Source organism: Chryseolinea soli (assembly GCF_003589925.1).
GTDB classification, from domain to species: domain Bacteria; phylum Bacteroidota; class Bacteroidia; order Cytophagales; family Cyclobacteriaceae; genus Chryseolinea; species Chryseolinea soli.
This window is the reverse complement of record NZ_CP032382.1, coordinates 6,781,232-6,794,538: the sequence shown is the minus strand read 5'-3', so window position 1 is coordinate 6,794,538 and position 13,307 is coordinate 6,781,232. Positions and strand designations below refer to the sequence as shown.

At 50.9% G+C, this 13,307-nt stretch carries 12 protein-coding genes; 9 read left to right on the top strand and 3 right to left on the bottom strand.

The genetic code is table 11. The features are described 5' to 3' along the window. The first annotated feature begins 6 nt into the window (after window positions 1-6). Entirely contained in the window at window positions 7-366 is a 360-nt protein-coding gene (locus D4L85_RS28365) for a 4Fe-4S binding protein (RefSeq protein ID WP_119757472.1), read from the top strand. 115 nt (window positions 367-481) lie between these two features. Here the strand turns inward: D4L85_RS28365 and D4L85_RS28360 are convergent, their stop codons facing one another. Next, window positions 482-1,390: a DUF58 domain-containing protein gene (locus tag D4L85_RS28360; protein ID WP_119757471.1), complete on the bottom strand. Its 909-nt coding sequence runs from the start codon at window positions 1,388-1,390 to the stop codon at window positions 482-484. 174 nt (window positions 1,391-1,564) lie between these two features. Here D4L85_RS28360 and D4L85_RS28355 point away from each other — a divergent pair, with 174 nt between their 5' ends. The 3 genes from D4L85_RS28355 to cas6 all read left to right on the top strand — a co-directional run bounded on the left by D4L85_RS28355 (window position 1,565) and on the right by cas6 (window position 4,165). Then, a complete protein-coding gene (locus D4L85_RS28355) occupies window positions 1,565-1,930 on the top strand; it encodes a DUF3276 family protein (protein ID WP_119757470.1) in 366 nt (121 codons plus the stop codon). Between the two features lie 212 nt (window positions 1,931-2,142). After that, window positions 2,143-3,240 carry a redox-regulated ATPase YchF gene (gene ychF / locus D4L85_RS28350; protein ID WP_119757469.1) on the top strand — a complete coding sequence of 366 codons (1,098 nt, stop codon included), beginning with the start codon at window positions 2,143-2,145 and terminating at the stop codon, window positions 3,238-3,240. A 124-nt stretch (window positions 3,241-3,364) separates the two neighbouring features. Continuing rightward, entirely contained in the window at window positions 3,365-4,165 is an 801-nt protein-coding gene (gene cas6, locus D4L85_RS28345; RefSeq protein WP_084138091.1) for a CRISPR-associated endoribonuclease Cas6, read from the top strand. On the opposite strand, the gene D4L85_RS28340 is transcribed toward cas6, so the two are convergent. After that, the gene (locus D4L85_RS28340; protein WP_119757468.1) at window positions 4,162-5,439 is read right to left on the bottom strand and encodes a type IX secretion system plug protein; all 1,278 of its coding nucleotides are present in this window, start codon (window positions 5,437-5,439) and stop codon (window positions 4,162-4,164) included. The two genes, cas6 and D4L85_RS28340, sit on opposite strands and share 4 nt — an antisense overlap. Before the next feature lie 79 nt (window positions 5,440-5,518). On the opposite strand from D4L85_RS28340, the gene D4L85_RS28335 reads away from it, so the two are divergent. The 4 genes from D4L85_RS28335 to D4L85_RS28320 all read left to right on the top strand — a co-directional run bounded on the left by D4L85_RS28335 (window position 5,519) and on the right by D4L85_RS28320 (window position 9,826). Beyond that, the gene (locus D4L85_RS28335) at window positions 5,519-6,076 is read left to right on the top strand and encodes an RNA polymerase sigma factor (RefSeq protein WP_119757467.1); all 558 of its coding nucleotides are present in this window, start codon (window positions 5,519-5,521) and stop codon (window positions 6,074-6,076) included. Next, on the top strand, window positions 6,048-7,832 hold the full coding sequence (locus tag D4L85_RS28330) for an outer membrane beta-barrel protein (RefSeq protein WP_119757466.1): 1,785 nt from the start codon (window positions 6,048-6,050) through the stop codon (window positions 7,830-7,832). The genes D4L85_RS28335 and D4L85_RS28330 overlap by 29 nt, the downstream gene beginning before the upstream one ends. Before the next feature lie 61 nt (window positions 7,833-7,893). Continuing rightward, on the top strand, window positions 7,894-9,237 hold the full coding sequence (locus D4L85_RS28325; RefSeq protein WP_160144059.1) for an LVIVD repeat-containing protein: 1,344 nt from the start codon (window positions 7,894-7,896) through the stop codon (window positions 9,235-9,237). Beyond that, on the top strand, window positions 9,227-9,826 hold the full coding sequence (locus tag D4L85_RS28320; protein WP_119757464.1) for a hypothetical protein: 600 nt from the start codon (window positions 9,227-9,229) through the stop codon (window positions 9,824-9,826). Before D4L85_RS28325 ends, D4L85_RS28320 begins: the two co-directional genes overlap by 11 nt. A 127-nt stretch (window positions 9,827-9,953) precedes the next feature. Here D4L85_RS28320 and D4L85_RS28315 read toward each other — a convergent pair whose 3' ends face one another. Then, window positions 9,954-11,873, bottom strand: a complete 1,920-nt coding sequence (locus D4L85_RS28315; RefSeq protein WP_119757463.1) for an ABC-F family ATP-binding cassette domain-containing protein — start codon at window positions 11,871-11,873, stop codon at window positions 9,954-9,956. Window positions 11,874-12,023: 150 nt separating this feature from the next. Here D4L85_RS28315 and D4L85_RS28310 point away from each other — a divergent pair, with 150 nt between their 5' ends. After that, a complete protein-coding gene (locus D4L85_RS28310) occupies window positions 12,024-13,193 on the top strand; it encodes a PQQ-dependent sugar dehydrogenase (RefSeq protein WP_228450657.1) in 1,170 nt (389 codons plus the stop codon). Window positions 13,194-13,307 lie beyond the last annotated feature (114 nt).

Below are 13,307 nucleotides of genomic sequence, written 5' to 3'. Positions count from 1 at the left end.
AAAAGCATGGCAATAATGATTACGGACGAATGCATCAACTGCGGTGCATGTGAGCCGGAATGCCCCAACACAGCTATCTATGAAGGCGGCCGGGAATGGAACTGGGCCGGGGGCACAAAGTTAGAAACAGTAGAATTGGAAGACGGTACGGCGATCGATGCAAAAACTGCACAAGCCCCGGTTTCCGATGAATTTTATTATATCGTATCCGGAAAGTGTACCGAATGTTCGGGCTTTCACGAAGAACCTCAATGTGCGGCTGTTTGCCCGGTAGACTGCTGCGTGCCCGATCCCGATATGGTGGAAGTGAAAGAAGAGCTTCTCGCCAAAAAGGCCTGGCTGCACCAGGAAGTGGAACAAGAATAATTTGTGAGATCTTAAAGATCTTCGAAGGCGCTTGTCGAGTCGGCAAGGCTATAGAAGAAGGCGCAAGAACTGAGCGTGACAGCTTCGATCTTGCGCCTTTTATTTTGTCGAATGTTTAACGCATTTTTTCCCGCTTGATCAGGTAGGTCTGCAAAATGGTATTGTAATCGCTCTGCACGTCGGCTTCGATGAAGTCGATCTTGTATTGATTGCACCGCATTTTCAGAGCGTTGTAAAAACGTGTTGCCTCCGTTTTATAGTTCAGTTTTACCTCGCCTGGGTTTAGCTTCAGCTTATCGCCGCTTTCCAGGTCGATAAATTCCATGGGACGATCTTCGAAATTGAAGTGCAGCTCCGTCTGGTTGTCCATCACGTGAAAAACGATCACTTCGTGCTTGTTGTGCTTCAGGTGCTGGAGGGCCTTGAAGAGGTCGTCGGTGTCTTCGGCACTGTCGAACATGTCGCTGAAGATCATCACCAGGGAGCGCTTGTGGATCTTTTCCGCCAGTTCGTGTAGTACACCGGCCACGTTGCTTCTTTGCAGTTCCTTTACGGGGGTTTCATCGATGTCGTTGAGCAGGCCCAGCATCTTGGTGAGGTGGGTGGCCGACGACTTCACGGGCGTGAGGGTCTTGATGGTGTCGGAAAACAGGCACAATCCCACGGCATCCCTTTGCCGGTGAAGCAGGTAGCTCAGGGCCGCCGCGGCGTACTTGGCAAACCGGATCTTAGCCTTGGTGGCCACCGGATAAAGCATGGAAGAAGAGGTGTCGATGGCGATCAGACACCGTAAATTGGTCTCCTCCTCATATCTTTTCGTAAAAAGTTTATCCGTCCGGGCATAAACTTTCCAGTCCAGATGGCGGGTACTCTCCCCCTCGTTGTAGAGCCGGTGTTCGGCAAACTCCACGGAAAACCCGTGGTAAGGGGACTTGTGGAGCCCGGTAATGAACCCCTCAACTAGTTGACGGGCAAGCAATTCCAGGCTTGCGTGCTGCTTTACGTCCTGCTGATCTATCTTCACAATCGTTTTAAAAAGCTGTTTTTACATTCCTGCCCTATTGTACGTTAACGGTCAAATGCATGGTTAAACGCACAAAACCGATTTAAAATATTAAATCGGTTGTTTGCAATGATTTTTCAAAATACTACCTTAGACTAAACCAAACATAAATCTAACCCTAAAAACTGAAGGATTGTGGAAGAAAATAAGACAAACGGCAGGGATGAAATTTACTCAACGAAAGTAAAAGCCGGTAAGAGAACTTACTTTTTCGATGTTAAGGCCACCCGTTCCAACGACTACTACCTGACCATCACGGAAAGTAAGAAGCGTTTCAAGGAAGATGGATTTACGTATGAGAAGCACAAGATTTTCTTGTATAAAGAAGACTTCAATAAATTCGTAGAGGCATTGAACAACACCGTAAACCACGTGAAGCACGAACTGATGCCCAATGTGGATTTCAGCCAGTTCGACCACGTACACGAACGCGAAGAGGCCGAAGCCGAGACCACCACGGCAAAAACACCCGGTCTGGATACAGAACTCAAGTGGGACTAAAACACTACTGAATGACACATACCTACCTAATCTAAATCCATAGGAGCCCCTGAGCAATCGGGGGCTTCTTTGTTTTTAGGCCTTTCCGGCCGATTCTCCCTCCATATTTGCCCTTGCCGGCGGGCCGTCCAGGATTTAATCCGGCCCGGGGTGTCCCGGTATGCGCCAGGCAGTTATATTTGCGGCCTGAAATTTATCGAAATAGACTTTTTATGGGACTTCAGTGCGGAATAGTAGGATTGCCAAACGTTGGAAAATCGACCCTGTTCAATTCCATTTCCAACAATAAGGCGGAAGCCGCCAATTTCCCCTTCTGCACCATCGAGCCCAACGTGGGCATTATCAGCGTGCCCGACCCCCGGCTAAAGATCCTGGAAGGCCTGGTGAACCCGCAACGCGTGCTGCCCACTACCATCGAGTTTGTGGACATTGCCGGGCTCGTGAAAGGCGCCAGCAAAGGAGAGGGGCTGGGCAACCAGTTCCTGGCCAACATCCGCGAGGTGAATGCCATCGTGCACGTGATCCGTTGTTTCGAAAACGACAATATCGTCCACGTTGATGGTCGCGTCGATCCCGTTTCCGACAAGGAGATCATCGACACCGAACTGCAGCTGAAAGACCTTGAATCGATCGACAAAAAAATCTCCCGCGTTGAACGCGCTGCCAAAAGTGGCGACGTGAAAATGAAGAAGGAACTGGCTGTCCTCCAACAATACAAAGAGACCCTTTTGGCTGGCAAGAACGCCCGTGCTGTGCAGGTGAGCGAAGAAGATAAAGCGGCCGTTGCCGACTTGCAGCTACTCACCGCTAAGCCAGTCATTTATGTGGCCAACGTTGAAGAAGATTCTATCCACACGGGCAACAAACATGTTGACGCACTCAAAGCCCACGTTCAACACGAAAATGCCGAGGTGGTGGTGATCAGTGCCGCTATTGAAGCGCAGATCGCCGAGTTGGAGAGCCAGGAAGACCGTGAGGTGTTCCTCCAGGAGTACGGTTTGACGGAATCTGGCCTCAATAAGCTCATCCGGGCCTCGTACCATTTATTGGATCTTATCACTTATTTCACCGCCGGCGAAAAAGAAGTGCGGGCCTGGACCATTCAAAAGGGCTGGAAGGCTCCCCAAGCTGCGGGAGTGATCCACACCGACTTTGAAAAGGGTTTTATCCGGGCGGAGGTCATTAAATTGGCTGATTATCAGAAATATAAGACCGAACAGGCCTGCAAAGAGGCCGGTAAAATGTCCGTTGAAGGCAAGGAGTATGTAGTGGAAGATGGCGACATAATGCACTTCCGCTTCAACGTGTAAAGTTTTCCCGTAAAATTCATTAGAACCTTTCTGTTTTTTTCTTAGTTTTATAAACTGCTCATATTCAGTATTAAGCAGGCTTTTTGCTACGGTAATTTTTTAACCCCATTTAACTTTTTTGGGTTTGAGAACCAGAATTATTTTTTCGCTGAAAAACAGGGGTGCTTACGTTCCATTTCACCATCAATACTTGCTGGCGCAAGTGATCAAAGGGCTGCTCATCTTCGGGCCCGAGAAAAGTTATGTGGAATTCAACCAGTATAATTTCTCCGGACTGAAAGGTCAGACCAAAGTAAGCCGCAAAGGTCTTCACTATTTCTCCGCCAAGGTCACGCTCGTGTTCGCCTGTTCCGACAAGGCGTTTATGGACTATTTCCTTGCGCGTCTTTTCGAACAAAAGGAAGTGATTGTCGGCAACATGCACCTGGTGCCCGAATCGGTAGAGGAGGAGGAACCCGTAACGATCACGGACGAATCGCGTTTCCTCTGCATTTCGCCCATCGTTGTGATCCCGGCCACCTTCAACGACGAAAGCGGCAAGAAATTCGTGTCGCCCGAAAGCGACGAGTTTTCCGATCTGCTTTACGATGCCACGCTTTCGCGGATGGAAGCCACTGGCAAGTACACCGCCGAGCAACTGGCCTCGTTCTATAAATTCCAGATCGTGGCCGACCACGATTACATCCAACGTATCCAGGCCTCACACAAGAAATTTGCGCGTATTTATCCGTTATACGACAACGACGTCAAGTTCGAAGTGCGTGGCTACACGTTCCCGTTCACGCTATACGCCGCCAAGGAAGTGCAACAGTTCATCTATGAAAATGGATTGGGCTACTTCACGCACAAAGGCTTTGGCATGCTGGACGTGGCCAACAACGACTCCATTCACCGTGCGCCCCAGCACGACATGAACTACGCCTAGCGCGGGTTCTTATCCAACCGTATATAACCGATCAACAGGTCCGCACGGGGCTGGAAGGGTCTGTAATACACCAGGATCTCGTAATAGTTCTCCGTTTCAAAATGACTGCCCTCAAAGTAATAGGGGGGCAGGGTGGTTGATTTTACGAGGTATTGATAGTCATACCAGCCTTGCTTTAACAAAATGCGGGCTGAATATTGGCTCTTGGCTGAGTCGTATTGCATCTTGTTGATCTGGTTTAGATTCCAGTAGTTAAAGGCGCCAGTCACATATACGTCGCCGGCTACGGGCGGGCTGGACAACGAGAAATTCACATTCACATAGTTGGAAAAGGCCAGCTCCTTGTTGTAGTCCAGGTTGTCGATGTTGAAGGCACCGTCGAGATCGTTGTATTGCGAATAGGCTTCGCCGTTGCGGCTTTTGTCTTTGGCAACGAAGGCGTCGAAGGGTTTTTGTTTCTTGTCAACAAAGGCGATGTTCCGGCCCGGGTAGTTGAGCGAGCGCAGGTCGAAAAACCGGAACTCGTTGCCACCCCTGAACATCTTGGACTCGTCGAAGAAGCGGTACTCCAATTCCTTTTCAATTTCATGGACGAAGCTCGGCTTGATGTCGCTGGCCATGTTGTCCCACCGCTGGTTCTGCCGAACGCTCACGTGCACGTCGATCAGCGGGTTGTTGATGTCCAGGTTCTGATAGTTGACACTGAAGTTGAGCTGCTGGTTCAGGTTGGCCACTGCGCCCGGGCCCAGCAGGTTGCCGTTGCTGGTGAAGCTCACCTGCGAATCAAACACCAGGAAGCGTTTGCTCAGCACGATGTCCGCCTTATCACTCCCGCGGTAGACGACCGCCACATAGTTGCCGGGGATCTTCACCCCCGGCAGGCCCACCCAATAGTGCACGAAAGGTATGTGGGTATCGACCGAGAATTCGGAGTTGTTGATGGGAAATTCATTGTAGGTAGTCATAAAATCCAGGTCCTGCAGATCGGATTTGGTCCAGTCGTGGTTGCAGTGGACCAACTTTACGTAGTAGGTGTCGCGCTCCGGGCGCAGGTCGTCGAATTGAAGCAACAGGTTCCATTGCCCGAGCGCCGTTACGGCAGGTGCGTTGGGTGCGCCGTCGGGGCCCAATTGGATGGTTTTGATCTGGGGTTCGTAGGCAAAGTCCAACAGCCTCAGTATTTTAGCATTACCGTCGGAATTCGACGAACTTTGAGCGATGGGTGTGCAGGCCGACAGGCTGACACACAACAGGAAAAGGTAGCTATACTTCATTGGCGTTAAAGATAACCATTTCCAACTTTTCCGTTAATGCTGGTGTCTAATGTGTAAAATGGCGGAACGATAGAGTTACATGCTCAGCGAACAGGAACTCATTGAGGGATGTCGCAAAGGCAGCAGGGCTTTCCAAAAGGCTTTGTATGACCGCTATTGCCGAAAAATGCTGGTCGTATGCCTCCGTTATTCGAAAACAACTGCCGAAGCGGAAGACATTCTGCAAGAGGGGTTTGTAAAAGTATTTCAGGGCATAAAGGACTTCCGCCAGGAAGCAAAGTTGGAGACCTGGATCACGCGCATTATGGTGAACACAGCCCTTAATGTTCAGCGCAAAAAACTATACCTCTATCCCATGGTAGACGTGGCAGAGATCAATCTTCCCGAAGAAGAGATGAGCATTTCCGGGATCCACTTCACCCAGTTGCTGGAGATGATCCAAGCCCTGCCACAGGGATGCCAGATCGTGTTCAACCTATTTGCCATCGAGGGCTACAGCCATAAAGAAATAGCAGAGTCATTGGGGATATCGGAGGGGACATCGAAGTCGCAGTTTGCGCGAGCCAAGAGCCTGTTGCAGGCCAAGTTATTAAAGGAATCAACGTACTATGAACGATATGGAGAGGCGAAAATTTGAGGATGCGGTAAAGGACGCATTTTCGGGCGCCGAGGCGAGTCCGACCGAAACGGTATGGACAAACATCGAGCTGGACCTGGAACGCGCTGAGGGCGAAAAGATGCGCCGCAGGATCGTCTTCTATAAACTGGTGGCAGCCGCCTCGGTTGCTTTCGCTATGTGTGTGGCAGGTGTCGGCTATTATGCCGTAACGAAGAATGACGCTGGAGTAGGGGGCAATACCTTGGCCATCAACAGCACGGAAGGCACGTCTGGTGGAGAAGAAACTTTGTCTTCTGATAAAACTACAAGTGAATCGGTTGAAATATCTGATAATCAAAAAGATATATTAAAAAATAGTAATGAAACGGTGAACGGCTCGGAGGAGGGCGACGATGCTTCATTCAGACCGGAGACATCGCGTGATGGGGATATCCTGATCGCTCAAGCCAAGAAGAGTGCTCCCGTAAAAAAGGAAACTGGGACGCTCCAGGCTTCGGTTAAGTCACAGACAATCAATGATAAAGATCAATTGACATCCGAATCGGTTCAAGCTGGCCAGCCCGCTTTGGCGACGGCAGAAGCGTCTCAAAAAGCGAATCGGGGTGTGACAAATCCGAAAAATGGGGTGCTTGATTCGAAGTCGAATGCCTCCAGAATGGCAGAAGAAAATGCGGTTTCACTTGAAAAATCTTCATCTTTGGCTTTATCTACAACTATTCAATCATCTGATTATAAGGATGTAATAAATGAAGAATCGAATAACCAAAAAGTAGCCAAACAAGACGTTTTCGCCACTCAGAACCAGGCTTTAGCCTCATCGGAGACGGAATGGAATAGCTACAGGCCGTTTGTGTTTACCGACCGGGAATTGCCTTCCTTCTATAAGATGAAGACTCCGGGTTTAAAGCTCCCTGGTAATCAACTCGATCCGGGTGAGAAGATGCTGCGGGAATTGAAATTGAAAGAAGAAGCCTACGCGGCCGAGGATAAGAAGGAAAAGCAGCAGCAGTCGGAAAGGTTGTGGACGTCCGTTGGGTTTGCGGCAGGTGGGTTTAACTCGATGAATAGCAGTGTTTCACCTAGCACTTCTGCAAGCTTAGCTGCGTTCAATAGCCCAGCCTCCAATGGCAGTAACGTCGCCGATAAGCAGGCCAAAGCGTCGGGCGTCGCGTACTCGGTTGGCGTGAGTATGGGAGCAAAACTTTCGAAACGGTGGCTGATTCAAGGGGGGGTGAACTACCTCACGCAGTCCTCTAACTATACTGCTAACAGCGTGGTGGTGCAGGACAATTTCCAGTCACTCAAGGCGGAGTCCATCAATGCGTCGTATGGAGATATCACCCAGCAGTCGCAGTCTGCGGATGCAAGTTCCAGAAGTAAGGTGGCCGGCACCTTCCCGTATACGGTAAACAACAATGTTCAATTTGTGAGCGTGCCGGTGCAGGCAGGCTATCTGGTGATCAACAAGAAATTCGGACTCCAACTGAACGCGGGATTGTCGACGGATTTGTTCCTCCAGAATACAATAACTCCCGAGGGTGGCAGTTTAGATAAGACAACCCAGGGAAGAGGGGACGATTCACCGTATCGGTCGGTGAATTTTAGCGGACTAATGGGAACAGAATTGAGTTACAAATTCGGACAACGTTACAGGCTTGCTTTGAACCCGGGATTGCGCTATCCTATCAATTCCGTCTACAAGTCCGACATCGGTATTCAGTCCACGCCGCTCACCTTTGATGTGGGCCTCCGGTTCCGCTACATTTTTCGCTAGCCTGTCCAACCTTTTAACGGATGGTTGTGTCTAACACGTAAACCCAAAAACCCACCGTTATATGGATACACTAGAGAACAGACTGCAGCGACGGATACATGTATCTCTGTATGCCTTGCTTTTTTTGACGGTACTCTTAGGGATCAGTGTTCTGCTGGAAGGCTGCTCCGACAAATGTCAACTGACCAGCGAGTATGCCTATTACGAACCGGTCTACACCACCCTGGACGAACTGCGCTCGAGTGTCCGCGTGGAGGACCCTAAGCCGCTGGAAAGCGTGGGTAAGATCTATTACAAAGGAGAGACCCTGTTTGTGAATGAACCCGGCAACGGCATTCACGTCATCAATAACGCCGACCCGGCCCACCCCGTATCGCAGAAATTTTTGAGTGTGCCCGGCAGCTTCGAACTGGCCGTGAAAGGCAATACACTCTATACCGATAGTTATGTGGACCTGGTGGCTTTCGACATCCGCGACCTGAACAACATCCACGAAACCGCCCGGCTGCAGAATGTCTTCACCAATGTGAATTCCCTGGGGTTTATTGTCAATGCGAACGGCGTAGTGACCAATTGGGAGAAAAAGAAAATGGTGACCTTATCCGAACCAGACTGTGAGACGGTTTTGCAGCCCTGGGGGGGAGTATATTATGGTGGTGGCATCGCCTTGGCGAGTGATGCCGCATCGAACTTTAGTGCAAGGTCCGCTATCACTCCGGGGACCGGCTCTGGCCCTGGAGTGGGCGGGTCCTTGAATCGGTTTGCCATCAACGCCGGCCATCTCTATATGTTGGACGGCGCCGACATGCAGGTGATCGATGTGACCACGGAAAACAGTCCCGTGGCCAAGGCGCGGTTGAACGTGGCCTGGGGAATCGAAACCATTTTTCCATACGACAAGAATATTTTCGTGGGGTCCACGGCGGGCATGTACATCTATGACATCTCCACACCCGAAGCCCCGGCGAAGGTGAGCACCTACGAGCACATCCGGAGTTGCGACCCCGTAGTGGTAGACGGGCAGTATGCCTACGTTACCCTCCGCTCGGGAACGACCTGCCAAGGGTTCTCCAATCAACTGGAAGTGATCGATATTAAGAACCTGGCCTCACCCCAGGTGGTGAAGATCTATCCCTTTACGAATCCTCATGGCCTGGGCATCGACAACACCACGTTGTTCATATGCGATGGTGATGACGGCCTCAAGGCCTTCGATGCGTCCGACGTGAACGCCATCGATCAGCACATGCTGGCCCACTACAAAAATATCAACGCCACCGATGTTATTCCGTTCGAAGATGTGCTGATGATGATCGGCACGGACGGCATCTATCAATATGACTATTCCAATACTTCCAAGATCACGTTGCTCAGTCATATCGAAGTAGTTCCCCATGTCGACTAGATCTCGTCTTTTCTTTCTTCTGTTTTCGCTCCTGACGTACCAGGCCGTTGCGCAGACCGACAGTGTTGGTCATGCCGGCAGAAAGGTCCGGTACTGGAATAATTTCCTTTTGGGAGGTCTTCAGGGAGATCACAAACAAACGTCCTTCTCTCTGGCCACAATCCATGGTGTTCGCGTGGGACGTCTGGCGGTGGGGTTAGGAACCGGCTTGGATGCGTATGGCGATTGGAAAGTCTTTCCGCTGTTTGCCAGTGCGTCATTTGATTTTGCCCGTGTAAAAAATGATGCCTTTTTTATTCAAATGAACGGGGGCTATGGCCGCGCCATTTACACCGGTGATCGCGAAGGTATGATGAATCTCGACAATGGTGGTGGGAAGATGTTCAATCCCATGCTGGGCTACCGGATCAAGGCCGACAGATTCCGGATCTACATCGCTATGGGCTATAAATTTCAACGAAATACATATACCTACGGCTATAATTACCTTCCATACGACGACTTTGCCAGTTCATATGAACCTCCAAAGTATACGATCCGGGAGGACATGCAACGGCTTGTCCTGCAGATGGGCTTTGGCTGGCATTAATGTTTAGCCGAAGGGTTCGAGATTCACCTCACGATTTCGTTTTTCCTTAGCGCTGTTCTTCTGGTTGTCGCCACGCTGGCGTCGGTCGTGGTGCAAAAGAGGGAAGGGGTGTCCAAATCAGATTGCCCTACTGTGCGTTGAGCTGATCGATCTCTTCGGCCAGGGCTTCCCATTTTTTGTTGGCTTGGGCCAGATCTTCCTGCACTTTTTTGAAGTCGGCCTGTGTGCTCTTTAGCTTTTCCACATTGCTGAATACCTCGGGAGTGGCCAGGGCTTGCTCGATGGAGGCCTTGCGGCCTTCGAGTTGGGTGACAAGGTCTTCGGCTTTCCTCAAGTCCTTCTCCAGCATTTTCAGCTTGGCGTCGACAGAAGGCGTGTGGGTTTGTTTGGGCTTGGGCTCCTCGGCTTTCTTTTGCGCTTTGGGGGGCTCGACCTTTTTCAAGCCGCTGGCTTCGTTCTTTTTGCGCCAGTATTCATATTCGTCGTAAGTGCCGGGGTATTCTTTGATCTGTTTGTCTTCGATATACCAGATCTTGTTGGCGATCTGCGAAACAAAGTGGCGGTTGTGCGACACGACCACAAAGCTGCCCAGGTATTGTTGCAGCGCCTGGATCAGGATGTTCTCGGAGATGAAATCCAAGTGGTTGGTGGGTTCGTCCAATAACAGGAAGTTGGCTTCGGAAATAAGCGTTTTGGCAAGTGCAACCCGTGATTTCTCACCTCCCGAAAGGACTTTGATCTTCTTAAACACATCTTCATCCGAAAAAAGAAAACATCCCAACACGCCGCGCAGCTCTTGTTCGGACTTGCCGGATCCCGCCTGTTTTAACTCTTCCAGGATCTCGTTCTCCAGGTGAAGTGACTCCAGTTGGTGCTGGGCAAAAAATGCCTGGATAACGTTGAAGCCCATGATGCGTTCGCCGTCCACGGGCTCGGTATTGGAGAGGATGCGCAGCAGGGTGGACTTTCCTTTTCCGTTGGCGCCGATCAACGCGATCTTGTCACCCCGTTCAATGGAGATGGAGGTATGTTTCAATATTTCCAGCGGGCCGTATGCTTTGGACACATCTTTTAGCGTCACGATGAAACGGCCGGGCTGCTGGTTGAATTTGAACTTAAAGTTTACGGCGGCGGTGTCGTCAACCACTTCCTCGACCAGGTCCATCCGTTCCAGCGCTTTTACGCGCGACTGCACCTGGCGTGCCTTGGTGGCTTTTGAGCGGAAGCGCTCGATGAAGCGCTCGGTTTGTTTTATTTTTTGTTGCTGATTCTCATAAGCGCCTTGCTGGATCTCTTGACGAAGTTCTTTTTCTTCCAGGTAGAAGCTGTAGTTGCCTTCGTAGGTGATGAGCTGTTGTTGTGTGACATCCACGATCTTGCTCACCACGTTGTCGATGAAGGTTCTGTCGTGCGAGACGATCATGACGGCGCCTTCATAGCTCCGCAGATAGTTTTCCACCCATTCGATGGAGGGAAGGTCCAAGTGGTTGGTGGGCTCATCGAGCATGAGCAGCGATGGCTTTTCGAGGAGCAGTTTGGAGAGCATGACGCGCATGCGCCAGCCGCCGGAAAATTGTTTCAGGGGGCGGTGGAGGTCGGCGGTGGCAAAGCCGATCCCTTCCAGCACTTCTTCTGCTTTGGATTGGATGGTGTAGCCGTCGAGGTGATCGTATTTTTCCTGGAGCTTGGAGAGTTTTTCCACCAAGGCGTCGGAATATTCGGTTTCCAAGGTTTTGATGACGTGCTCCATTTCCCGTTCGATGTCCACCACTTCTTTGAAGGCGCCCATGGCCACCGTGAGGATAGAGTCTTCGGTTTGGTAGGAGAGCAGGTCTTGGTTGAGGAACCCGATGGTGCAGTCGCCGCTTTTGCTCACCGAGCCGGCGTCCAGCTTGAGTTCGCCATTGATGATCTTCAGCAACGTGGATTTCCCCCGGCCATTGAGTCCGATGAGCCCGATCTTGTCCTTGGGTTTGATGAACATGCTGGCGTTCTCATACAGGGCACGGCCGCCGATAAAATAGGAAATGTTGGAAACTGAGATCATGGCGCAAAAATAAGGAAGGATTGCCAGGATTTGGGCTCCTTCGATTTTTAAAAACTTACAACATCCGTCCAGCCTAAACCATTCATAAAAGAGGCTGTTTTATGAGACCGGAAACCTCTAAATTTCAACTTTCACTGGAAAAAACCACTTATGATAACCCTAAAGACTATTCCCGCCGCCGCGCTGGTCGTTATGCTGGCCTGTGGCAACTCCACGGAAGTGAGACCACCCGAATCCAAGGCCGACGCCAGCGCGCCGGCCCTGACCGATTACGCGGCCACCTTGCCCCTGGACAAAATAAAGCTCCCTGCCGGCTTCAAGATCGAGGTGTACGCCGAAGTGGAAGACGCCCGTTCGCTGGCGATAAGCCCCTCGGGCGTGATCTACGTGGGCAATAGAAATAAAGACAAGGTGTATGCCCTCAAAGACACCGACGGCGACTTCAAGGCCGACAAGAAATGGGTACTGGCCAGTGGCCTGAACATGCCCAACGGCGTGGCCTTCCGCGACGGCGACTTGTATGTGGCTGAGGTGAGCCGCATCACCAAGCTCCCGGCCATCGAATCTAAGCTGGACAATCCACCCAAACCGGTCGTGATCAAGGACGACTATCCGAAAGAAACCCATCATGGTTGGAAATACATTGCCTTTGGTCCCGATGGCAAGCTGTATGTACCCGTAGGGGCACCTTGCAACATCTGTGAATCGAAGGATGAGATCTATGCCAGCATCACACGTCTGAATAAGGATGGGTCGGGCCGCGAGATCTTTGCACAGGGTGTACGCAATAGCGTGGGGTTCACCTGGCACCCCGTCACGAAGGAACTGTGGTTCACCGACAACGGCCGCGATATGCTGGGCGATGATGTGCCCTCGTGCGAGCTCAACCTGGCGGCAAAGCCTGGCATGCATTTCGGATATCCGTATTGTCATGAAGGCGGCATAAAGGATCCTGAGTTTGGCGATAAGCGACCATGCTCGGAGTTCACGGCACCCGCCGATAAGCTCGGACCACACGTGGCGCCGCTGGGATTGAAGTTCTATACCGGCAGCATGTTTCCGGCGTCGTATAAGAATCAGTTGATCGTTGCTGAACATGGCTCCTGGAACCGGAGCAAGAAAAGTGGATACAATCTGAGTCTGGTGAAGTTGAATGGTAATAAAGTTACCGGTCACGAAGTGTTTGCCAGCGGCTGGATGGATGACGCATCGCAGAAAGTTTGGGGGCGGCCTGTGGATGTTCTTTTATTGCCGGATGGATCGATGTTAGTTTCGGATGATCAGGCGAATGTGATCTATCGGATATCGTATAAAGGTTAACCCGCCTCGCTTCGCTTAAAGTTTCGGCGAAGCAGAGAGGACGTGCAAAGAGCGTAAAGTTATCGCAAAGAATTCTCTGCGATAACTTTACGCTCTTTGCGTCTCTGTGGTTCA

Coding starts and splice junctions, on each gene's coding strand:
- D4L85_RS28365 (WP_119757472.1), top strand. CDS start 7: ATGGCAATAATGATTACGGACGAATGCATCAACTGCGGTGCATGTGAG.
- ychF (WP_119757469.1), top strand. CDS start 2,143: ATGGGACTTCAGTGCGGAATAGTAGGATTGCCAAACGTTGGAAAATCG.
- D4L85_RS28340 (WP_119757468.1), bottom strand. CDS start 5,439: ATGAAGTATAGCTACCTTTTCCTGTTGTGTGTCAGCCTGTCGGCCTGC.
- D4L85_RS28335 (WP_119757467.1), top strand. CDS start 5,519: ATGCTCAGCGAACAGGAACTCATTGAGGGATGTCGCAAAGGCAGCAGG.
- D4L85_RS28330 (WP_119757466.1), top strand. CDS start 6,048: ATGAACGATATGGAGAGGCGAAAATTTGAGGATGCGGTAAAGGACGCA.
- D4L85_RS28325 (WP_160144059.1), top strand. CDS start 7,894: ATGGATACACTAGAGAACAGACTGCAGCGACGGATACATGTATCTCTG.
- D4L85_RS28320 (WP_119757464.1), top strand. CDS start 9,227: ATGTCGACTAGATCTCGTCTTTTCTTTCTTCTGTTTTCGCTCCTGACG.
- D4L85_RS28315 (WP_119757463.1), bottom strand. CDS start 11,873: ATGATCTCAGTTTCCAACATTTCCTATTTTATCGGCGGCCGTGCCCTG.
- D4L85_RS28310 (WP_228450657.1), top strand. CDS start 12,024: ATGATAACCCTAAAGACTATTCCCGCCGCCGCGCTGGTCGTTATGCTG.